Origin of the sequence: Olleya sp. HaHaR_3_96 (genome assembly GCF_019278545.1) — a bacterium.
In the GTDB taxonomy this organism is placed as follows: Bacteria; Bacteroidota; Bacteroidia; order Flavobacteriales; family Flavobacteriaceae; genus Olleya.
In genome coordinates this window covers 4,268,812-4,289,898 of record NZ_CP058987.1, presented here as the reverse complement: position 1 = coordinate 4,289,898, position 21,087 = coordinate 4,268,812, and the positions used below count along the sequence as shown (strand labels likewise).

The 21,087-nt window shown below is 31.5% G+C and carries 19 protein-coding genes; 8 read left to right on the top strand and 11 right to left on the bottom strand.

Annotated features, from left to right (window positions below; translation table 11 throughout):
- The first annotated feature begins 29 nt into the window (after positions 1 to 29).
- From H0I26_RS19070 to H0I26_RS19040, 7 genes are all read left to right on the top strand, one after another.
- The gene (locus H0I26_RS19070; RefSeq protein ID WP_218700417.1) at positions 30 to 686 is read left to right on the top strand and encodes a suppressor of fused domain protein; all 657 of its coding nucleotides are present in this window, start codon (positions 30 to 32) and stop codon (positions 684 to 686) included.
- Positions 687 to 793: 107 nt separating this feature from the next.
- The gene (locus H0I26_RS19065) at positions 794 to 1,222 is read left to right on the top strand and encodes a hypothetical protein (protein ID WP_218700416.1); all 429 of its coding nucleotides are present in this window, start codon (positions 794 to 796) and stop codon (positions 1,220 to 1,222) included.
- 85 nt (positions 1,223 to 1,307) lie between these two features.
- Positions 1,308 to 1,766 (top strand): hypothetical protein, encoded by a 459-nt coding sequence (locus H0I26_RS19060; protein ID WP_101020557.1) that lies wholly within the window; start codon positions 1,308 to 1,310, stop codon positions 1,764 to 1,766.
- Positions 1,767 to 1,768: 2 nt separating this feature from the next.
- Positions 1,769 to 2,986, top strand: a complete 1,218-nt coding sequence (locus tag H0I26_RS19055) for a hypothetical protein (RefSeq protein ID WP_256935211.1) — start codon at positions 1,769 to 1,771, stop codon at positions 2,984 to 2,986.
- Between the two features lie 17 nt (positions 2,987 to 3,003).
- Positions 3,004 to 3,792 carry an alpha-ketoglutarate-dependent dioxygenase AlkB gene (locus H0I26_RS19050; RefSeq protein ID WP_218700415.1) on the top strand — a complete coding sequence of 263 codons (789 nt, stop codon included), beginning with the start codon at positions 3,004 to 3,006 and terminating at the stop codon, positions 3,790 to 3,792.
- Positions 3,783 to 4,337, top strand: a complete 555-nt coding sequence (locus H0I26_RS19045) for an endonuclease V (protein WP_317618235.1) — start codon at positions 3,783 to 3,785, stop codon at positions 4,335 to 4,337. The genes H0I26_RS19050 and H0I26_RS19045 overlap by 10 nt, the downstream gene beginning before the upstream one ends.
- Positions 4,338 to 4,357: 20 nt before the next feature.
- Positions 4,358 to 4,789: a hypothetical protein gene (locus tag H0I26_RS19040; protein WP_218700413.1), complete on the top strand. Its 432-nt coding sequence runs from the start codon at positions 4,358 to 4,360 to the stop codon at positions 4,787 to 4,789.
- Positions 4,790 to 4,868: 79 nt separating this feature from the next.
- Here H0I26_RS19040 and H0I26_RS19035 read toward each other — a convergent pair whose 3' ends face one another.
- From H0I26_RS19035 to H0I26_RS18985, 11 genes are all read right to left on the bottom strand, one after another.
- Positions 4,869 to 5,639: a hypothetical protein gene (locus H0I26_RS19035; protein ID WP_218700412.1), complete on the bottom strand. Its 771-nt coding sequence runs from the start codon at positions 5,637 to 5,639 to the stop codon at positions 4,869 to 4,871.
- A 34-nt stretch (positions 5,640 to 5,673) separates the two neighbouring features.
- The gene (locus H0I26_RS19030) at positions 5,674 to 8,049 is read right to left on the bottom strand and encodes a hypothetical protein (protein ID WP_218700411.1); all 2,376 of its coding nucleotides are present in this window, start codon (positions 8,047 to 8,049) and stop codon (positions 5,674 to 5,676) included.
- A 78-nt stretch (positions 8,050 to 8,127) separates the two neighbouring features.
- Positions 8,128 to 8,502 carry a hypothetical protein gene (locus tag H0I26_RS19025; protein WP_256935210.1) on the bottom strand — a complete coding sequence of 125 codons (375 nt, stop codon included), beginning with the start codon at positions 8,500 to 8,502 and terminating at the stop codon, positions 8,128 to 8,130.
- Positions 8,503 to 8,594: 92 nt separating this feature from the next.
- The gene (locus H0I26_RS19020; protein WP_218700410.1) at positions 8,595 to 9,218 is read right to left on the bottom strand and encodes a hypothetical protein; all 624 of its coding nucleotides are present in this window, start codon (positions 9,216 to 9,218) and stop codon (positions 8,595 to 8,597) included.
- A gap of 205 nt (positions 9,219 to 9,423) precedes the next feature.
- A complete protein-coding gene (locus tag H0I26_RS19015; RefSeq protein ID WP_218700409.1) occupies positions 9,424 to 10,059 on the bottom strand; it encodes a DUF1444 family protein in 636 nt (211 codons plus the stop codon).
- A gap of 186 nt (positions 10,060 to 10,245) precedes the next feature.
- The gene (locus H0I26_RS19010; protein ID WP_218700408.1) at positions 10,246 to 10,860 is read right to left on the bottom strand and encodes a DUF1444 family protein; all 615 of its coding nucleotides are present in this window, start codon (positions 10,858 to 10,860) and stop codon (positions 10,246 to 10,248) included.
- A gap of 166 nt (positions 10,861 to 11,026) precedes the next feature.
- Complete coding sequence (locus H0I26_RS19005) at positions 11,027 to 11,542, bottom strand: GNAT family N-acetyltransferase (RefSeq protein ID WP_218700407.1); 516 nt, start codon at positions 11,540 to 11,542, stop codon at positions 11,027 to 11,029.
- Positions 11,543 to 11,659: 117 nt separating this feature from the next.
- Positions 11,660 to 12,391 (bottom strand): SIMPL domain-containing protein, encoded by a 732-nt coding sequence (locus H0I26_RS19000; RefSeq protein ID WP_218700406.1) that lies wholly within the window; start codon positions 12,389 to 12,391, stop codon positions 11,660 to 11,662.
- A gap of 26 nt (positions 12,392 to 12,417) precedes the next feature.
- Positions 12,418 to 12,762 (bottom strand): hypothetical protein, encoded by a 345-nt coding sequence (locus tag H0I26_RS18995; RefSeq protein WP_218700405.1) that lies wholly within the window; start codon positions 12,760 to 12,762, stop codon positions 12,418 to 12,420.
- Positions 12,763 to 12,781: 19 nt separating this feature from the next.
- Entirely contained in the window at positions 12,782 to 13,195 is a 414-nt protein-coding gene (locus tag H0I26_RS18990) for a hypothetical protein (protein WP_218700404.1), read from the bottom strand.
- 118 nt (positions 13,196 to 13,313) lie between these two features.
- Complete coding sequence (locus tag H0I26_RS18985) at positions 13,314 to 18,314, bottom strand: DUF4132 domain-containing protein (RefSeq protein ID WP_218700403.1); 5,001 nt, start codon at positions 18,312 to 18,314, stop codon at positions 13,314 to 13,316.
- A 213-nt stretch (positions 18,315 to 18,527) separates the two neighbouring features.
- On the opposite strand from H0I26_RS18985, the gene H0I26_RS18980 reads away from it, so the two are divergent.
- Positions 18,528 to 21,041 (top strand): hypothetical protein, encoded by a 2,514-nt coding sequence (locus H0I26_RS18980; protein ID WP_218700402.1) that lies wholly within the window; start codon positions 18,528 to 18,530, stop codon positions 21,039 to 21,041.
- Positions 21,042 to 21,087 lie beyond the last annotated feature (46 nt).

Genomic DNA, 21,087 nt, shown 5'->3' with positions numbered 1-21,087 from the left:
ATGGTAAACTAAATTTAATTAAAATTAATATGGATAAGGAGACTTACAAAAATAAATTTACAGAAGATGATGCAGTTGGATGGAAATCAATAGATGAAGCCTTAGAGAAAATTTATGGAGATTCTGAGCCTAAACATTATGGCCCTTTATGTGGTATTCATTATAGTGCTGGAGGAGAAGATCCAATAGATGGTGCTAGTATTTATAATTCTAATGCACAAGAATCTCATAAACATGTGGTTAGTTATGGAATGTCTGAGTTGTATTATAATGAAGACAAAGCAGGTGGCGAATTTAGTAAATGGGGATTAGAATTTACTTTCAGGCTTAAAACAAGTAAAGACAATAAAGACGAACCGACATGGATTATTCAGGTTATGAATAATTTGGCGCGTTATATGTATAAAAGTGGAAATTGGTTTGAAGAGAATCATTTTATTCCAGCAAACGGACCAATTAAATTAAATACTGATACTAAACTTGTCGGTTTTGTTTTTGCAATTGATCCTGAATTAGGAAAAGTAGAAACACCACATGGGGAAGTTACGTTTTTACAATTGGTAGGTATTACCGAAGATGAACTAAAAAGATTAAAGGATGCCCCAAGTACAGCTGAAGTTGAAAAGTTAATTAATGAGTTAAAAAAAGAAAACCCGTTATTAATAACAGATTTAGATAGAGAATAGTTTCAAGTTAAAAAATAGGTATAACCTATTTAAACCGTATTAAATGGATTTAGTAATACCGTTGGAACAAAGTGAAAACTTTTAAAAGGGGGTAATCCATATTGGATATGAAAAAAATAGTAATCTCGCTTACCATATTTCTTGTTGCTTTAATAACGTATTCGATTATTCATTATACCAATCGAGAAAATTTTACAGTATATGAAAGCCATATTTCTCAGTCTTTAGATGGGCGTTTAGTGCTATTTATGGAATCAGGAAAAATGGATGATGATGCTTATTGTAAAATTTTCCTTTTTGAAACAAAAGTGTATCCAAATTTAAAGGAACAAGGGACATTTCCATCAAAATTGCAGAAAAACAATCCGAAGGCATTATTCTATATTCCTTTAAAATTTTATGCTAGAATTACAACTTTTAAATGGCATGAGAGAAGCAATACAGTCAGTATTAATCAAGCGGCTGTAAATGATGAAAAAGCTTTAAACTATGAAATTAATTTGAGTAATTTTAACTTTTACGAAAAGAAAGAATAAACGTATTTAGATTAGACGTTTAAGTGGTCTCTTAGGTGAGTTTTTCATAAATAAAAAGTAATAATTCTAATAGAATAATAACAATATGGATTTAGAAAATGCTATCATAAAAATTCAAAACTTCGATGTCAATGATGGTATGGAAGATTATGAAATTAGTGAATTTTTTGATGCTATTGGAGACGAATTAACTGATGTGAAAACGTTTACAAGTTCTCAAAAGCAACAATTGATTCAGGTGCTTTTTGATTTTCTAAAACGTCAAGATCCAGAGTTAGAAGAAAACTTTTCTTTCATCCATTTTATAGAACATGTAGACAAGCCAGATTACAAGATTTATGATGCTGAGTTATTAAAATTCAATACAGAAAACGGAACTACTACGGCTACTCTTTTATTGAATAGGTTTATCAATGGTTTAAAAGAAAAGGAACGTAAAAAATATATCGATTTATTAAAAGTGATATCTGAGAATAGGAATTATACCGACTTTGTTAGAGTTGAAGCATTGAGTTATTACGAACATCAAATGGAAAAAGGATAAATATGGAAAACACACTTTCTAAAACTAAAAATGTTTTAATTGATTTAACTAATTCTGAAGATACTTCGGAAGCCTTAAATTATTTGAAAACCAATTTTCACGGAAATGTAGTAAAACGTTTTTCTGATATTAAAAACACAGAGAAAGCGATTAGAATGTATGTGATTGGTGATATTAAATTACTAGATGCTAAGGCTAAAACTGTTTTAATAATTAAAGAATATTCTTTTAATTATGACAATGTCAATATTGATAATTTCAAAATTATAGGTGAAGGTCAAGTGCCAATACATTTACATAATGCCGGTGTGTTTTATCGTCAATTTTTTGAAGACGAGAATTACTTTTCTAAAATAGAAGCAGAGCATCAGTTTCAGCATTTAACAGAATCTACTAAGCAATCGGTAGCCTTAAGAAAAGGGATTTATTTAAGTAGAATTACCAAAAAAGAATCATCTAAAAACGAAGAACAATTTCATTTTAAACTATTACGATGTTCTACTAACCTAACTGGGCCAACAGATAATTTTAGAACAACAGATACGCATATCGTCAACAAAATTAACGAAGCCGTAAAATTTGATTTTGAAAAAAAAACCGAATTAAACCATGTTTTAGCTCAAATTTACGAGAATAAAAAGAAAGATAAAGACCATCCAAAAGATGTAAAAGCGAAGATAAAAGCGCATTCCGACAAAACGAAAGATATGCCTAAAGAAGGTTTAATTGCTTTCTGTACTTTTTATGATAATACTAATTTGGATAAATTAAGTCCTTCTAAAACCAATAAATTTGACAGTGTTTATGGCAAATCTAGCGGATTAAGCAGATTGCTTTTTAAATTAAAATCGTCTGTAAACGATGCTACTTTAGTCAAAGAATTCTCTGTGACTTTGTACCCAAATTCTGTGTTTTTAATTCCGTTGTCTATCAACAGATTGTACACGCACGAGATAAGACCATCTGTTTTAGATATCGATTTAATTCCGATTAGAATGGGGTATGTCATTCGTTGTTCTAATCTAGAAGCTGTTTACACAAACGATCAAACCTATATTGAAAATGAAGGTGAACTGATTAAATTAGAACCAATGGTTACCGAAAACCTAGAAGATTTAAGAACGTCTTATTACGAAGAAAACAAGACCGTAAAACGTGTAGATTATGGTAAGGTTCACTTTAGTATGAATACTGGAGATTATAAAAAACCAATCTATTAATTTGAAAGTATAATCTTATGAGTAATCAGGCATTTTATAAAACAACACTTCCTTTAGAAAGTACGCTTTTTAAAGATTTATCCGAAGAAATTACTTTTGAAGCTTTAGGAAAAGGTCGTACTGGTAATACTATTGCGAAGTCTATTAATGATGGTATTCCGATTGTAAGAACAACAACACAGTTTACTAGTCCTGCGCATTATTTTACTGTAAATCATCTTGATATTTTAAATCATATTAATAATACTTTAGCAGCGGAAAATCAACCAAAAACAAATTTTAACTGTGGTCTTATTGAAATGTATGACGAGAATTACACAAAAATGGGCTATCATTCAGATCAAAATTTAGATCTAGAATCGGACTCTTATATCGGTTTGTTTTCGTGTTATAAACATCCTGAAAATTTAACAGATACAACCACTCGTATTCTTAGAATTAAAGATAAATCTACCGAAGAAGAATTTAATATCACTCTAACTCATAATTCTTTCGTTTTATTTTCTGTTGAAACGAATACTAAATATTCCCATAAAATAATACTAGAGAACCCAAATCGTGACGCGTTAAAATTAGCAGACAATAAATGGTTGGGGATCACTTTTAGAACGTCTAAAACCTTCGTGAAATTCAATAATGATATCCCATCTTTTGAAGATGGTACATTAATGGAACTAGCAAATGAAGTACAAGAAAAGGAATTTTATAAATTGAGAGGAGAAGAGAATAGAAGTCTAGATTATACCTATCCAGATTTAAAATATACGCTTAGTAAAGCAGATCTTATTGTTCCTAAATTAGATTAGAACGATACATACAAAAACAAAAAAACACAACAATTATGATACTTGCTTTTGACACTTATTATTACGACGGAAAAGCCAAAACAATTGCGGTAAGCTTTAATGATTGGGAAGATGACGAACCAATACAAATTTATACAGATATTATAAAAGGTGTTGCCGAATACGAACCTGGTTCTTTTTACAAAAGAGAATTGCCATGTATTTTAAGCTTGTTGAAACAAGTGAATTTAGACGAAATAGATGTCATTATTGTAGATGGTTACGTGATTCTAGAAGAAAAACATTTGGGCTTAGGTGGTTATTTGTACCAAGCTTTAGAAGCCAAAATTCCGGTTGTTGGCATCGCTAAATCTGAGTTTGTGTCTAAAACATCTGTATTTAAAGAAGTGTTTCGTGGTGAAAGTAAAAAACCATTGTATGTAACCTCTATTGGTACTGATAGAGATGAGGTTTGTAACGCCATAAAACGAATGCATGGTAAATACCGAATGCCAACATTACTACAAATTGTAGATACTAAGACCAAAGAAAATACTAAGAACTAATACTTTAAAAAGTTAAAAATATGAATGACCATTTAATTATAACATCTGTAGATGAACTAAAACCGATGTTTAGAAAAAATTACAGAGAATTTATTGCAGAAAAACCAAGGACTGTTGTTTTTGAGGAAGAAGAATTTACCTTGTATAATTTTGAAAAGATGATGGAGCTTACCAACATAGATGGAATGGAAGTTAGCCATATTTACGCATTAAATCCGTATGTTAAAATGTTAAGTGAATTTATGAATCCGACATTTAAAGATTTAGATGGGTACAAGTGGAGTTTAGAAAAATTAGCTTTAGGTAAAGCTATTGGTGCTAATTCTGAAGGTGATTTATTGTTTTTTGGTTGCTATGATAATACTAAAGTACATCTATTTCGTCACGATGATGGCAGTATAAAGAGAACTAAATTAACCTTGTTTGAAATTATTAAACAATTTTCTGAGTAGATTTCAGGTATTCATCGTAAATAAAAAAAGCCCAATTATAAATGTGTAATTGGGCTTTTTAGTTTTTTTATGACTGAAATTATTCGGTGTATCTTAAAAATAAATGGTTTTTATTTTTTATGATGTCTGCTAACTTTTCAAATTCTGATGCTGTTGTGTTATACATTTTTGCCAAGTCAGCTATCAATGCTTTTACTTTATGGTCTTCTAATTTTTCATTTTTAACAAATCCTAAAAAGGAAGCACCTATTCCAAAAAGTTCAAAATTATAGGTTTCAAATAAGTACTTCGATAACGCGTAATTATCAAAAGGACTTAAGTCGGCATCAAAATATCCATTCGGAAATCCTGTAAGTCCTTCGTATGGTTTTTCAACTGGAAGAATTTTCAGGATAATCTGTTGGTCTAAAAAGGCTAACGGGGATTCATTAATGTTTTCTAAATCTAAAACTTCGTCTTCAGAAATGGTTAAATTCCTTTCATAAACCGTTTTAAAGTCAATGCCTTTTGTGTGTTTTAAAAAGTTTTCCTTTATAATGAAATATTCAGATGGTGTAGAAAGATGCCCCAAATGTTCGTTGTCTTCATCATAACAAGCTTCATCAAGTCCAGATAAATCATAGCCTTCTGTATCCAGCAGAGAATTGTAATCACAAGCGTGCCCACTAGTATATTCGGCTTGACCTAAATCATCAAGGGTTAAGATTATAGTCTTGTCAGGATGATTTTGTTTGTAGGTCTGGTAAACGTCTATAAGTTCCTCGTACGACTTTATATTTTCGATTAAGAAACTGTCAAACAACATTTCGTGGTAAGGCGAACGATTATTAGTTGATTTTTCTATTTTCATCTGTTTTGTTTTAAATAGCGGGTAATATCAGAAGTTATGCAATAGCTTCTTTACTAAACTCTTTTTTCAATTCGGTGTAACCTAGCGTTATTAAATTGTTGTATTTTTTTTGATTCATATTATAACCACCAAAACCAGAAAGGTAATATTTTAGTTCTTTCAGTTTTAGTTTTGTAAAGTATTCTGGTACTGCATTTTCAAATGAGCAACCATCAATATCTAAGCGTTCTAATTGAGGTAAATCGGCTATCCAAGTTGGTAAGTCTACAAAGTCATTTCCGCCTAAGGATAAGGTTTTTAAAGTTTTAATCTGCTGAATGTATTCTGGTAAAGCGTCATATTTGTGACCTATTAAAAATTCGGTAAGCTTTAATTCCGTAATACTTTCAGGAATGCTGTTTACATCATCACCAATGCCCATAAGCTTTAGTTTTTGTAAAGCTTTAAACTGATTTAATTTAGCATAAGCCTCCATTCCAAATTGGTAACTTAACGCGATATACAGAGATTCTAAAACAGGTGCGTCTAAAGTTTCAAGCGTTTCAAAAGACGTATAACTTAGTTCCAAAGTTTTTAGATGTTGCAATTTAACTTTAGGAAATCTAGGTGTAACGTCATAATGGGCCATTTCTAAGGTTTCTAGATTTGGCATATTAGCAATAATGTCCTCTAGATTTTCAGCTTTATAAAAATCTAATTTTAAATGTTTTAATTGAGGCGCAGGTTTAGGTGTTAAAGCCAAAAGGCTAGCTTCATTATTATCTAAATGTAAATATGCTAAGTTGGTACAATAATGAAGTACATTTTGAAAATGCCCCGTATTAGTATAAGCCTTTAGAGTGGTCAATACTTCTGGTTTTGGCAAGTATTGTATTAAGTCTTCTTCTGTGTTTTCGCATTCGTTAATACCCGAAAAATGAAGCGATGTTGTAATTATGTTATTAAATAACATTTTTGGATCTTCAATCGCTAAATTACCAAAATAAGCCTGTTCTGTTTCTAATAATTTTTCTGAAGCAACATATTCCTTAATATCAAATAAATGCAATTCGTTAATTTTAGAAGGTAAATTTTTAGCCTCTAAAACTAAACTTCTACAGCTGTTAAAACATAAATAGTCTAAGTGTTGTAAGTCTTTTAAACCTTCAGGAATGCTTTCTATGTTGGCACCGTATAATTTTAAATAGCGTAATTGCGTACAGTTTTCAATATGTTGAAACAAGGTTTCCATTTGGCTTCCCTGATGAATATCTATAGCTTTAAGTGTTGTTAATTGCCCAAATCCGAGCGTTACAGCAGAAAAATCTGTGATATATTGAATTTTTAGTTTTTCTAATTGTGTAAAACGTTCTGGATGCGATAATACGTAATTTAAGATTTCGACATCATTAATTAATAATTCTGTATTTAGAATTGGCGAATTTCCTGGTACAATTTCTAAGTCATCATCTAAAGTGATGTTTTTACAATTTTTGGTAAAGATGTTAGTGTCTTCAATGGTTTTAATTAAAGGAATGGCATCTAACTTCAGTACAAACAAATTGTCTAATTGGTTGAATCCGTTAGGGATTTCACTCAAATTAGGACACATGTACAAATCGAATTTCTTAAGGTTTTTAAGCATAGAAATATGCGCAGGAAGTTGGGTTAAATGTTTTAAACGAATAAAACTTATTTCCTTTAAACTTGTTGGTAATTGTAACTGAGAGGCGTCTTTTAAATTGACTAAAATGAAATCCAACTCTTGTAAGTTTGTAAGTTTTTCTAGCTGAAGCGATTCTTGAAAGTCTGTTTCTATGTTGCTTAATTCTAATTCTTTTGTGTTTTTTAAAGACCAAAATGATTCTGGAAATGAAGCGAGTTTTGGTAATTCTAAAGTAACACTTTCTAGCTGTTGTAAATTCCCTATAGAAACTGGTAATGCTTGGTAATTACCCTCAATTTCTAAAGTTTTTAAAGAGGCAATATCACAAATTTCCTTTGGCAAACCGTTACTAAACACATCATCTATTTTTAGGTGGCTAATACCATTTAAACGCGAAATAAGATCAGGTTGCTTTTCTAGGGTTTCTGCAATCGTTTCTTTTCTAATAGAAAGTGACGAAAATTGAAAAGCATTGTAGATTTTACCAATAGGAAACAATGGATCTTTAAGTCCGTATTTAAGTAAGGCGTTTAAAATCTTCTCTGAATTTTCACCATTTTCAGGCAATTTATTACGAGTGTTAAAAGCACTAAGAAGTTCTGGCGTACCGTGTGCTTCTAATATTTTAGAAACCTCATCAATAATAATTTCATCTCTAGAAGTTTTACCAACAACAAAAAGCTCGTAGAGATAAGCTTTAGGGTAATTTTCTTCTTTTTTTAAATTGGTGTAATACCGTTGAAGGTTGGATATATCTAATGTCATAATATAAATTTGTTAATACGAATCGTGACTATTTATTAGGCAAATCGAATTATTGAGAATCGTAAATAATGTAAAATTTTATGCAGAAATACAGTTAATTGCTTCCATGCGTTTTAAAATAATAGGTACAAACAAAGCAAACTTAGCATTAAATTCTTGTTGTGTTTTTGAAGTATTTAGATTAATGCCCATTGCTGTCCATGTGGTGTATAAAACATTTTTTGTATCATGATCATTAGTGTCAACATTTAACGCTTTAATTAAGTTGAAATTTTCATCATGATTATAAAACCCTGTGTCTTTAACGATTTCAAAAACAAGTTCAAAGATGCTTTGCGTCTCCATGAGTTCACTTATTTTAAGTTCGGATTTTTCTAAAGTGCTTATGGCTTCAAAGACATCAGTCATTAAATTTTCAACTCTTCTATTTGTGCTAAGGTCTAAATATTTCAAATCTTGTGGGTTTTAAATTGGTAAAATTCTTTATTGTTAGTTTTAAATAACTAAACAATAAAGAAATGTGTAAGTGTCAATAATTGTTAGACTTATAATGGAATATGTCCTACAATTGCTCCGTTTTTTACGGAATATACAAGGTCTGCTATACGCTCGTTAGAATTTTCATCATCATTCCAGTTGTATTTGTGTAAGTAAGCAAACTTATCTTTAGTGTCTTTGTCCGCATGTTGTGAAATAATCATTAGCTCTCCATATACAGATGTTGACACAAATAATTCTTCCGATTCTAGCATAGCATGAGCTTTGCTCATTTCTACTTTGCTAAAAACGCGTTCACTAGCAAAATAAGAGCCTATAGAAATAAGTGCTTTATTGTTTAGCGCTTCAGCATATTCTAAGACACTTTCTAAGTCGTCTAAGTTTTTGTACGCATCATCAAGCAATTTTGTTCCATCGTAAATTTCTAAATCGGCCATAGTTAAATACACAAAACCATCTGGTGTGTCTATCCCATAAACAGCAACTATTTTAGAGGAATCGTTTTCATTATCGCCTTTTATGGCAGTAGTTTGTAAAATCTCACCATCTAAACGGTCCCAAGTTCCTGCTTTTACAATAGGATACACTTTGTATTCGCCTTGGCTTGCTTTTGTTACGATAGCCTGAATTTCTGCTAAATTTTCTTTTCTATTGAGTGGATTGATTTTCATCTTATTTGTTTTATTGTTTACCACAAAATTATTGAAGCAGGCCACTGTTTTTATCACGGTATTCAGTTATTTATGAATTTAATGGTTTGCTTCATAACAGGAATTTCTTTCTGTTTAATACATGAAAAAAGGTATTCACGTTGTTGTAAATACCTTTTTTATAGCACGCTAAACTTAATGTTTAATTTTATTGAAGCATTAAGTTTTATTCGTCTTCAGACAAATTATCCAAGGCGATATGTCCCGTAATACGACCTGCTTTCATGGTAAAAAGAATATTCGCTATAGGCGCATTTCCGTAGCTTTCGTCTTCCCAAGCATCCTTGTGTAGGTTTAAAAATGTTCCGAGTAAAGCTTCGTCTGAGTCTCTTGAAATCACCATCATACACGTGCGTCTAGGAACAGAAACAAATAATTCGTCAGCTTCTAACATAGTGTGGGCTTTTAACATATGTGCTTCATTTAGAATGCGTTCACTAGAAAAATCGTTTCCGCTAGAGGTCAGAACCTTATTTTGTAATGCTTCAGAATAGGTGAATTCTGTTTCATAATTTCCTAAGTTTCTAAAAGCTTCATTTGTAATTTCCTTTTGATCCATAGTTTTTAAATGCTGTTGCGTAAGAAATACAATATTATCTGGTGTATCCATTCCATAGGCAATCACTACTTTTTGCCCGGCTTCTGTCTGTATTAAATTAGAATTTAATGCTCCAGCTCTTAAACCCACCCAATTTCCTGGTTTTAAAATAGGAAAGATTTTTTGATCACTATTTTTAGTCTGTTCAACTATTTTGTCTATTTCTTCTTGAGATTTTTCTTTTCCGTAAAGTGTACCACTCATAATGTTTTGTGTTTATTGATTAGTACAAAATTAGAGAAGCAATTGTTGTTTTTTATCACGGGATTCAGCTATTTCTAAGTGTGATGAATTAGCTATAACGCTTAATTATATAGCATTGAAACCATAAAAAAAAAAGGCATTCTTAATTTTAAGAATGCCTTTTTTTGTCTGTGTTTTTTAATTGAATTATAAAGGGATATGTTCAACAATATTCCCGTCTTTTACGATAAAAAGAGAATTAGTAATAGGCGCATTACTAAAACTATCATCCTCCCAAGTATAGTTGTGTAAGTAAACAAATTTATTCATTATTTCTTCATCTGTTTGTCTTGAAATAATAGTCATACAGGTTCTTCTAGGAATAGATACTAATAATTCTTCAGCGTCTAACATGGCATGTGCTTTTAACATATGTGTTCTAGAAAGAATGGTTTCACTTGAAAAATCGTTTCCGTTAGCACCAACTGCTTTATTATCTAAAGCTTCAACAAATTCTAATCCCGTATCACAGTTTGCTAAATTTTCAAAAGCTTCTTGTGTAATTTGTTTGCTATCCATAGTTTCTAAATGTTTTTTAGTTAAAAACACAAAGTTGTCTGGCGTATCCATACCATAGCCAATCACAACTTCAGCGCCATCTTCGGACGGAATTAAAGTAGAATTCAAAGCTCCTGCTTTTAATCCAACCCAATTTCCTGGTTTTAAAATAGGATAGATCTTTTGATCACTATTTTTAGTTTGCTCTATTATTTTTTCTATTTCTTCTTGAGATTTTTCTTTACCGTGAAGTGTACCGCTCATAATGTTGATTTTTTTTATTATTTATTACAAAATTAAAGAAGCATCTCAGTTTTTTTGTCATGGTATTCAGCTATTTCGAGATATAATGGTTTATCTAATTCATCAACAAAACAAGGTGTTCTTCTAAAGAAGAACACCTTGTTAAATCTATAGTTAAGTATTTATTTTAGTATTTTAAATACATAACATGATTAGGGTTTGTATGCGTCTCAGATATTTTAAAATCATAAGCTCCAGCAATCTCAAAGCCCATTTTTGAATAAAAATTTATCGCCTTTTGGTTTTCTGTCCAAACGACTAACCAAATTCCGTTTTGGTGCTGTTTTTTAGATAGAGCAATATTAAAATCGACTAATTTTACACCTAATTGTTTTCCTTGAAAGGCTTCTAAAAGATAGATACGGTCTAATTTGGTTATGTTTTTCTCGCTTATATTTATATTAGGACATTGCAATTCTATTTTTGAAAATCCAGCTATGGTTTTATTAAAATAGATGAGATGATAATCTACCTGTTTGTTTTCGAGTTCTTTACGAATGACTTCGGTATTGTAGTTTCTTAAAATGAAGTTGTTTATATCCTCTTTAGAAGCACTATGGCCATGAGATTCGGAAAAGGTCTGTTGTGCTAGTTTTGCAATTAAGTCGGAATGCTCGGTGTTCGCTTGTATAATTTCAACCATTTTAATTTGTTTTACTTCTTTATTTTGAAGGTCTTTTTTGTTATTCAGTTTCAGATATAAAGAAAGGTATTCTAGCGGATAAGAATACCTTTTTTAACATATAAATAGAGTAGGGGATTAGTCTACTTTATAAACCAATTTCATGGTAATTGAAGCTGTTTTTTCTCTGTTAGCAGTATTAAAAGTTCCTCCCCAAGAGTAGTCTTCTCCAGAGTTTTGCCCTGTGATTTGAAAAATTCCCATTTTAGCAGATTCTAAAGTACTTAAATTTCCACCTGAAAATTTAGCTATATTTTCTGCTCTTAGTCTTGCATCTTCTGTCGCTTTAGAAATCATTTCAATTTTAAGATCTGCGAGTTTTGTATAATAATATCTTGGCGCTTGTGAATAAAACTGAACCCCTTGATTTAATAATTCTGTAATTTCTCGAGATACTTTCTCTATTTTATCGACTTCTTTAGATTCGATTTCTACAGATTGTGAGAGTTGATACCCTACAAATTCTTCACCTGCATAATCGCCAGTAGGCGTGTATAGTTGTTTTGTTTTTTGGTTTGTAGAAACGGCGCTATAAATAAGCTCTTCTGATTTAATTCCTTTTTTAGTTAAATAATCGTTTATGGTTGCTTTTTTTTGTTCTAAAGAGATGTAAGCCTCTTTTAAGTCCGTATTTACAGAGCCAAAACTTCCTTCCCAAACAATTAAGTCTGATGAGAAATCTGTTTTTCCTAAGCCTGTAACTTCAATTTTTCCGTCTACTTTATTTCTGTCGGTATATGCTTTCCCTAAGAAAATTGAAGATGCAACTATGGCTATTGCAAAAATGATTGCGTTTGTATTTTGTTTCATAATTTATGTTATTTAAAGTTTTGTTTTTATTTATTTTGAGTGGTTAAAGCCTTGTTTAATATTAATGTTTGAAGTTGAATAATTTTAGCGTCCACAAATTGAAATGTGCCGTGTCCGGAAACTTGTTTTGTAAAAAGTCTAATATCATCACCAGAAGAAACACCTACATTAACATCAAATAAAAATTTTGCGTTTTTAAAGGTGAAAGAATTGTTTATACTATCTACAGAAATATGGATTGGTTGTAATGTAACAGTCCAATAACTAGAAGCTTCGTTTCCAAAATTTGTATTCGCTAATAAATTTCCCCAGGTTGTATTATGGTTAGAAATTTGTGTTGCTAATTGGCAGTGTATGTTTTCTGTTTTCATATTTGCTGATAAAAAAAAACTACCAATACGTACCTACTAAAAAGGTCATTCTTATAAAGGCAATAACACTTTCTGACGTTAGGTCTAAAGGCGTTTTTAAATCTGTAATTTCATCTTCGTCTACAAATACCACAAACAATCCGTCTTTAAAAGCGAGTAAAACATTATCGATTGCTTTTTGCAGATTGGCTAAATCGGTATTGGCTAATTCGCCAAATTCTACTTTGCCACTTTCTGCTTTTTCTTCTATTTCTGCAGGACTTAAAAAACCAATGACATTGACTTCTGTTCGTTTTTTATTAAAAGCTTCTACTTGATTTTTTACACAACCAATTAGTAAGTCTTCCAAGTTTTTAGGGCTTTTTTCTAGTGTAAAAGGGACTTGTTTAACCTTTTTTTTACCTAATTTTTTTAGTTGTAATGTGAGTTCCATTTAAATACGGTTTTTTTTGCGTTAGGGATTGTCGTGGAAAGCCCACAGTGCGATAGCACGAGGACTTGCAACAGAAAGCCCGACCTCGCCTAAGCGAGGTAACGCCCTAATGATTGTATTAACTATTTATCTGTGCTAAAATTGTTGGATCTTGAATTTTATTGTCTTCTGAAAGTAATTTCATTTTAGAAATAATCTCGGCAGATTTTGGATCGTCGTCCACGAATGGTAGAAACATACGTCCGCGATGCTGACTATGGACTGGAATTATAGATAAAGCGAGTCCGTTTTTGCTGACCTGGCCACTTCCTAAATGAATACTATATTCGCCAAAGGTTCCTTTAATAAACACAAAACGTTCTTTAACGGTAATGTTTTTAAGTTTGAATAATCTTGCAGATTCTTCAGCCAAAGCAGCACGCATTTGCATGGTACTATGACTTGCTTCAGGATCTACACCACCAACATGTGCAACACTTACCACAAGATCTATATCTCGCATAATTTCACTAAAAACGACAGACGGAATCTCGGTAAGCGGAATTCTTTGGTAGTTATCTATGGAATGAAAACAGATATCTTCTATGGTTGGCGCTTCTGCTTCTGAGGGCGAATACCAATCTGCCATAGCGTACATGGTTGCTATAAAACCACGGTTGTGATATACTTTTTGCAAGCCTTCTTCCATACTAACCGTCCAACCACGAGTTCTTAAAAGTGCTACGGTTTTTTTAGGCTGAATTTGATGACCTTGGTAACGTTCTGAACGATTACTGTGTTCGCGTTCATCATCGGTAATTAAATATAACTCTCTAAAGACTTGTTTAAAAGGTTGTGTTAAACGTTCTGCAAATAAATATTTTTGATAGATATCCCATTCGGTCGCTTTGTATAAATGAGAAGCGTGCGCAATTAGTAAAAGATCGTCTGTTGCTAATTGATGCGTTTTCCCAGTAGCATCTGTTAAAATACCTTCATTATAAAACCCTGAAATTTCTTTTTCTGGAACGTACATTACTAATTTACTCAACATTACTTTTACAATAGGATGTTGCATCATATTATGAATTTCTTGTGCCGTAAATTCATCTTCTTTTACCATCGCGTTTTCTAACGATAAACGCGTTCTACTGTATTGTCTAGACAGGTATGTTTTGCTTTCTTTTAAAGCAATTACTTGTTTGTCTTTACGTAATTTTGCAGGAATATTTTTTAATGATTTCCCGGCTTTGGTAACTTTAATATCTGTTTTACCAAGATTGTTAATGACCAATTCTATCTCCGTTTCTTCTATGGAAATTTTAGAATTTTCCATGATTTTTTGAGTTGCCTTCGCTTCCATAGCCCAACTAAAACGTACACGATCTTGATAACCAGCATTACGAGATAAATTGTCTAAACCAATTTCTACAGCAATAGCTTCACTTTCTTGTCGCTGCGCTCCAAATTGTTTGCTTTCTTTTAAGAAGTCTTGCAACAGGTTGTAACGTTTTAATAAATCTTTTTCTGGTATGGTTTTGCTTAACGGAATTAATCCTAAAGCACGCACGTAATCTTTGTCGCGCTTGTCTTTAATTTTCTTTAACGTTTCGGTAATTTTTACTTCGCCTAACATGACACTAGAATATAGTTTTACTTGTCGGTGTCCGTTTCCATCAGAAATATATTTGGCTGCGTCATGTAGTAATTTCCAATTGGTTTTTCCGATGGTTTTATACACTCTATTAAACCAATCGACATCTATTGCACCAAGTGCAAAATCGCTTTTTGGAATGTTAGAATAACGAGAAATAATGGTTTCTTGTTCGCTATTCATTCGATCTGATGCGTGTGCTTGAAACCACCAAACGGCATCTTCTAATTTTTCTAAACCTAAATATTCTCCAATAACACCTGTCCATTGAGTAGCATAACACGCTAATTCTATTAATCGTTTTTTAGTCACTTTAGAAGTGTCTGCACGTGCTGCAAAATCGGCATAACTTTCAGTATCTTTAAAAATAGATTTTTTTAGAAGGCCACTAAAAATAGTTTTTTTACTCTCGCCATAATAACTGTAACCACGTTCAAAATTATCTTTTCCTAAGCGTTCTAATATTCTAAAGACATAATCTACACCTTCTACACGGTGAATACCGTTCATGTATCCTGTAGCAGTGGTTTCTAAATCGCCACGTTCTAATTCTGTTTCTAATAAATTGGTTTTTAAAGGTGCTAATACGTGCTTAGGTACGCAGTCTTTTTCTATCCACTTATAATTCATTCTATGATTAAATCCACCATCCATAATGACCATTAATTCACGAGAATGTAAGGCTTGAAAGCGTAAATCGTCATCGTTGAGTAATCCTTTTTTGTAAAGACTTAAAGTAACAGCAATACTTGGGAACGGTACAATGCCTGGTCTGCTAAATTGTTTAGTAATCACTTTTACATCTGTAGTTGTATTAGGGTAGACAATATCTTGCGCAACTAAATACATATAAAGTCCCCAATATCTTTGAAGCTGTGCTTCTGTGAGAAACTCTAAACTATTCATACTTAAACTTGGTACAAGCGGTAAAATAATATTTGCCCAATTATACGTTTTATTATTATAGCGATAATTTGAGGTTTGATACTGTATTGACTTGAGGTTTTTAGGAAAATTAGCGATCATATCTTCCATAATATCTAGCTTAAAATTGGCTATAATTCTTTGTTCTGCATAGACTTTAAATAGACGAATTAAAATTTTATTATAGGCATCAGATTTAGAATTGTAAGAATCTTCTTTTCCTAGTTTTAAACCACTTAATTCCGGATAATATTGTCGAGCAAAAGACCCTAATTCTTTATAGTCTCCAAGTGGATTATCATGATTAATAATGTAACGAATTGCAGCATACATTTCAAAATCATTAAGGGTGCTTTGCTCGTACCAAGCAATCCATACGTTTGCTAAAGGTAAGTTATACAACAGTTCTTCTGGTGTTGCATCATTTCCTAAGTTTTTAATATCACGAATGCCTTTGTCTATATAAGTGGTGACTATTTCTCCCTTATATAGTTCTGTTTGATATTCGTGATTTCTGTTTTTAGTGACAATATCAATTAACGTATTGACTTCCTTGATAATTTTATTCGCATCTATAAATTCTTTGAATTTAAAACCAGAAAATTCAGAGGTTGTAATTCCTAATTTGTTAAAGAAACTTGTTTTTTTATCGAAACGCGATTGTGGAATATACAATGCTGTTAAGTTATCATAATCTATAGCACCAAAACCATTACTGAAATCGAATTCTTCGGCATTATCAGAAAATTTATCTAAATAAACTTGTTCGTTTTTGGTGATTTTAGGACGTTCGGTATAGAGACGAATTTGGTCTTCTACAAAGTTAGACTGTCTGTTTTCGTCGTGTAAAAGGGTTAACATCTCTAAACCTGCGATACGCTGATCTATACTTTTTGCTGTTACTAAATTTGTAGCACTTGTTCTTAAACGGTCGGCAGGTAATTCTACTAACAATTTAATTAATGAGGTACGTAAGTTTTTATGTTTTCGTCTTAATAAATCTTCGGCAATCTCTAAATCTTTATCATAAAGATGCATCCTACTAAACAGGCTAAGTCCGGTAGACATTAATAACTCATTTCTGTTATAAATTGCTTTTCTTGCTAAAGCTCTTTTCCAAGAGTTTTCATCGTAATTTAAACGCTCCTTTTTCTTTGCATCCTGTTCGTAATTATAAAAGGAATAGCTGTAATCTTTTGGAAATACTTTACGGATGTAGCTTTCTCTAAACTCTGTTGGAAGTATTTCTAAATCATTGGTTATTAATTCTAATTGTTCTTCATTGGCGCCATTAATTAAAAACTGATAGAAATAATAAGATGAAGGCGTAAAGCTCCACCACGAAAATATTTTACTCTCGAAAGTTTTACCTTTGTCTTCTGCTGTTTTTGCAACTTCAAATAATTTTAGGAAGGTGTCGTTGTCTAAAGTAGTTAGAGGTAAATTTACCGCCATCCAATGGTCTAAGGCGTAATCTTTACCAAGTTCTTTTTTGAAATATTCGACTAAAGAATCGTTGGTTTTATCAGTTGTATGAATAAAATATAAAGCTAGAATCTTTTTATTCCGATCTTCTGAAGTATAAACGATGTCCAAAGCTTTTGTATTGGCTTTGTCTACATCTATTATAGCAATAGACCATAAAGCCACTAAAACTTCTAAATTATCTTTGCTTTTTAGTAGGTTATCAACGTCTTCCGAATTTAGAATTAAAGATTGTGCTAGCTCTAACACACGATTAATTATTGTTTTTTTAGGCGTTTCCCACTTTAATCCAAACCAAGTACAAACAGCTCTATTAACACTTGTAAAACGCGCTAAGTCATTTTCTAAAACGATAGTAATCATATGTTTTAGAGCACCAAGATTAGAAACGTCTAGAGATTCTAAAATAGTTTGTCTTAAACCTTCTTGACGTTGGGCTGCGAGTAATAATTTACCCACCATCTTCCAGTGTTTTTCATCTTCAGAAAGTAATAACGCTTTTATAATATCTGCGCTAACACCTCCGATTTCATCTTCATTTTGAATAATATCGTCTAACAATTCATCAAAAATACCATTCCCATTATGTAGTAATGTGGCTAAAAAATAACTATTGGAACCTTGAAAATAGGTGCTGTATTGAAAGTGCTCGTGTAGTGTTAAGCCGCCATACCCAGTTCTGCTTAATTGTAAAAACCGAGTAAAAAATTGTAATTTATTGCGTAATGTATCTTGTGTCTTTACAGATCTAAAGGCTTTTCTATTATAGTCTCTTTGATAAGGAAGCGTATCCATAAAGTCCCACATATCTGCTAAATATGGTGTTTGAATGATACCATACAGTTGCATTCCTAAACGCATGCCTTCTTGGGTTCTCCATGGGTTTACGGTAATAGCATCATCAAATACAGTAATGAAATCATTAATATTATAATAGACCCTTTTATCTTTATCTATACGACCTAAAATTTTGCCTAAAACACGATAGGGTTCGGAGAATTGACGAAATTCAAAGCGATCTACTTCTGGTTTTTTATGTTTACTTACATGTTTTTTAGCATCTTCTACTGGAATCATATCTTGTAATACTTTATGTATATTATAAATGTTAGTTATTCTATTTTTTTTAAAATAACTGATCGCAAGATAAAAGTAAACAGTCTTTTTTTACTCACTGTATTTAATGATATTTTTTATAAAGATTTAACTAGAATTTAAAATATCACAGAATACAGTGACAAATAACACCGTGTTTTAAAATAGGTTTGTAACATAAAATTAAACTGCCTTATGATATTTGCTAAACACGAATTTGGTTTCAACTTTTACGAAGACGAAACATCTTTTGAAAAAATTAAAGGATGTGAAAATTACCCAGAAGATTTTTATTATGAGATTTTTGTACTTGCTAAATCTACTAAAAACAAGCAGATTAGAACCGAATGTGCCAATATCATAAAAAAACAGGCACCAGAAGCTTTACAACTCGCCTTTAAGAGTCGAAAAAAAATAACGTTAATAGAGGATTCTTATTCTTTTAACAAGAAGCTGATTGCTATATTAGAGTATGGCGTACTCTCAGAAGACTTAGACCTTTGTAAACTATACACACTTGTTTGTAAGCGTTTAACGCTTTCGCTTGAATATAGAAGTAAAGAAGTCATTGAACTTTTCATAAAAACACCACGGCTTTTAAGTCAGTTTAACGGTGTTAAAGAATTAACAATTAGCACCTCTAGACAGAAAGAAGGTTTTAGTAGCGTTGTAAACAACATAACGCAACTTATTTCATTAGAAAAACTTGAGCTTGAAATTGATTATAAATACATACCAGAAGAACTAGAACGATTAGTTAACTTAAAAGAGTTTATTCTAACAGCACCTAACTTGGTATGGATTCCCGTAGGAATAACCAAGTTAAAAGCACTTAAAAAGTTGGAGTTTAGGGGGAGTTTTCCTTATGGTGAAGACGAGCCTAACCCTAACATAGTTAACTTTACTTGGCTTAAAGAATTGACAAGTTTAAAGGATTTAAAAATAGGCTCTTTTGCGGTACAAGACCTCTCTGATGTTGAGCTTCCGCTAAGTTTAAAAAAATTAGAGCTTTTTAGGTTTGAGAATTTAACCGCTTTACCAGAAACACTTGGTCACTTGCCCAAATTGAAAAAATTAAGGCTAAGTGGTATGAGGGAGCTAGAACAATTTCCTGCATCTGTTAGTGAATTTAAAACCTTAGAGGTTTTTGAAGCTATTCATTTATCTAAATTAAAAAAAGTTCCTGCATCTTTTATTTTTGGACCAAATATTAAACGTCTACTAGTTTTGTATACAGAGTTTATGCCTTATGGAGTAACACCTGTAACTAAACTAAAAAGAATCGTTTTCACCAATCCGGAGCTTCTTAGTTTTGTATTAGATAATGCCTTGTCTTTTACTAATTTAAAAGAGATAGAAATTAATTGTGATGCACCACAAAGAAGAAGTCCACATACGTTTTCTGCATTTAAAAAACTTAAAAACCTTAAGTATAAGTTAGCGCATCATTTAGAATGGGTTTTAGAGGGTATTCACAAATGTAAAAAGCTAGAAGACGTTTTTATTTCTGGTATATATAATGGAGCTGATGCTGAAATAACGAACGCTGACGTTACTAATTTCCCTCAAGCATTTTCTAGAGTAAAGCATTTACAAACCTTACGCGTACAAAGTGCAAAAGCACTAGTTTTAAATACAGATTATTTACCTATAAAGACAGACAGTCTTACCATTACAGATATAAAAGTCATTGAGCCCGGTGTTGAAGATTTTGAGGTAAATCATATAAAAGTAGTAGGTACACCTATTACCGCATTGCAAAAATTTTATTCGGTCATACGTGCTAAAAAAATTAAGTTAGACGATGTAAACAGTGTTAAAAATGAGACTTTGGATTTTGATAATTTTAAAGACCCTGAAAGCTTTAAAGATTTTATATTTAATAGTAATGTAAAAGGCTTAGACAAAGCATTAAAAACACTTTGTAATTTACAATCACTAACCATTGATTTTAATAAAGATAATGTCGAACAAAACAATGGTTTAACCGCTTATACGCACCATAATTTAAAAAACTTATCCATTAAAAATTTTAATGGTAACACTAATGTTATTAAGTTATTATTGGAGCATACGCCTCATCTAGAATTTTTAGAAATTTACGAGTGTGTAGGACTTGTAGATTTACCTAAGGTTACTTTAAACAAACTAAAAACACTGAAATTATTTTATAGCGATGATATACAGTCTATAGAAAACTTAACAGTGCCCAACATAGAACTTTTTAAAGTTTTATCGTGTGACAATTTTGGTTACGATGCTATGGTTACGGCATCGCATTGGAAAACGCTTAAATTTCTTTGGTTACAAAGCATTAGTAGAGATCTTGAAACCTACCCAGAGACCATTGCAGACTTAAATTTAGACACCTTTTTTATTGATGGATTTTTAACTAAAAGACAAATACCAAAATGGATAGGAAGAATGAAATCCTTACGAGTTTTAGGCATAGAAAGCTTTAAGTATTCCCCATTACCGGAAGAATTAGCTGAATTAACCCAATTAAAAATAATGAGCATTAGAAGGTGTGATTTTACAGAACAAGTGTCTGATAAATTTAAGAATCTGAATTTAGAGGAATTAATTTATAGGTTTTCAAAATTTAATGGAAACAATATGAAGTGGTCTAAATTTTACGCATTAGCTGGAAATAAAATATTAAAAGAGGATTTTGATAACAGAGATGAAAAATATAATCTGTACTGTTAAAGAAATTAAAGCACAACGTACTGTATCTAAAAAAACTGTTTCCAAA

Coding starts and splice junctions, on each gene's coding strand:
- H0I26_RS18995 (WP_218700405.1), bottom strand. CDS start 12,762: ATGAAAACAGAAAACATACACTGCCAATTAGCAACACAAATTTCTAAC.
- H0I26_RS19030 (WP_218700411.1), bottom strand. CDS start 8,049: ATGACATTAGATATATCCAACCTTCAACGGTATTACACCAATTTAAAA.
- H0I26_RS19065 (WP_218700416.1), top strand. CDS start 794: ATGAAAAAAATAGTAATCTCGCTTACCATATTTCTTGTTGCTTTAATA.
- H0I26_RS19035 (WP_218700412.1), bottom strand. CDS start 5,639: ATGAAAATAGAAAAATCAACTAATAATCGTTCGCCTTACCACGAAATG.
- H0I26_RS18985 (WP_218700403.1), bottom strand. CDS start 18,314: ATGATTCCAGTAGAAGATGCTAAAAAACATGTAAGTAAACATAAAAAA.
- H0I26_RS18980 (WP_218700402.1), top strand. CDS start 18,528: ATGATATTTGCTAAACACGAATTTGGTTTCAACTTTTACGAAGACGAA.
- H0I26_RS18990 (WP_218700404.1), bottom strand. CDS start 13,195: ATGGAACTCACATTACAACTAAAAAAATTAGGTAAAAAAAAGGTTAAA.
- H0I26_RS19010 (WP_218700408.1), bottom strand. CDS start 10,860: ATGAGCGGTACACTTCACGGTAAAGAAAAATCTCAAGAAGAAATAGAA.
- H0I26_RS19005 (WP_218700407.1), bottom strand. CDS start 11,542: ATGGTTGAAATTATACAAGCGAACACCGAGCATTCCGACTTAATTGCA.
- H0I26_RS19040 (WP_218700413.1), top strand. CDS start 4,358: ATGAATGACCATTTAATTATAACATCTGTAGATGAACTAAAACCGATG.
- H0I26_RS19000 (WP_218700406.1), bottom strand. CDS start 12,391: ATGAAACAAAATACAAACGCAATCATTTTTGCAATAGCCATAGTTGCA.
- H0I26_RS19050 (WP_218700415.1), top strand. CDS start 3,004: ATGAGTAATCAGGCATTTTATAAAACAACACTTCCTTTAGAAAGTACG.
- H0I26_RS19055 (WP_256935211.1), top strand. CDS start 1,769: ATGGAAAACACACTTTCTAAAACTAAAAATGTTTTAATTGATTTAACT.
- H0I26_RS19015 (WP_218700409.1), bottom strand. CDS start 10,059: ATGAGTGGTACACTTTACGGAAAAGAAAAATCTCAAGAAGAAATAGAC.
- H0I26_RS19070 (WP_218700417.1), top strand. CDS start 30: ATGGATAAGGAGACTTACAAAAATAAATTTACAGAAGATGATGCAGTT.
- H0I26_RS19060 (WP_101020557.1), top strand. CDS start 1,308: ATGGATTTAGAAAATGCTATCATAAAAATTCAAAACTTCGATGTCAAT.
- H0I26_RS19020 (WP_218700410.1), bottom strand. CDS start 9,218: ATGAAAATCAATCCACTCAATAGAAAAGAAAATTTAGCAGAAATTCAG.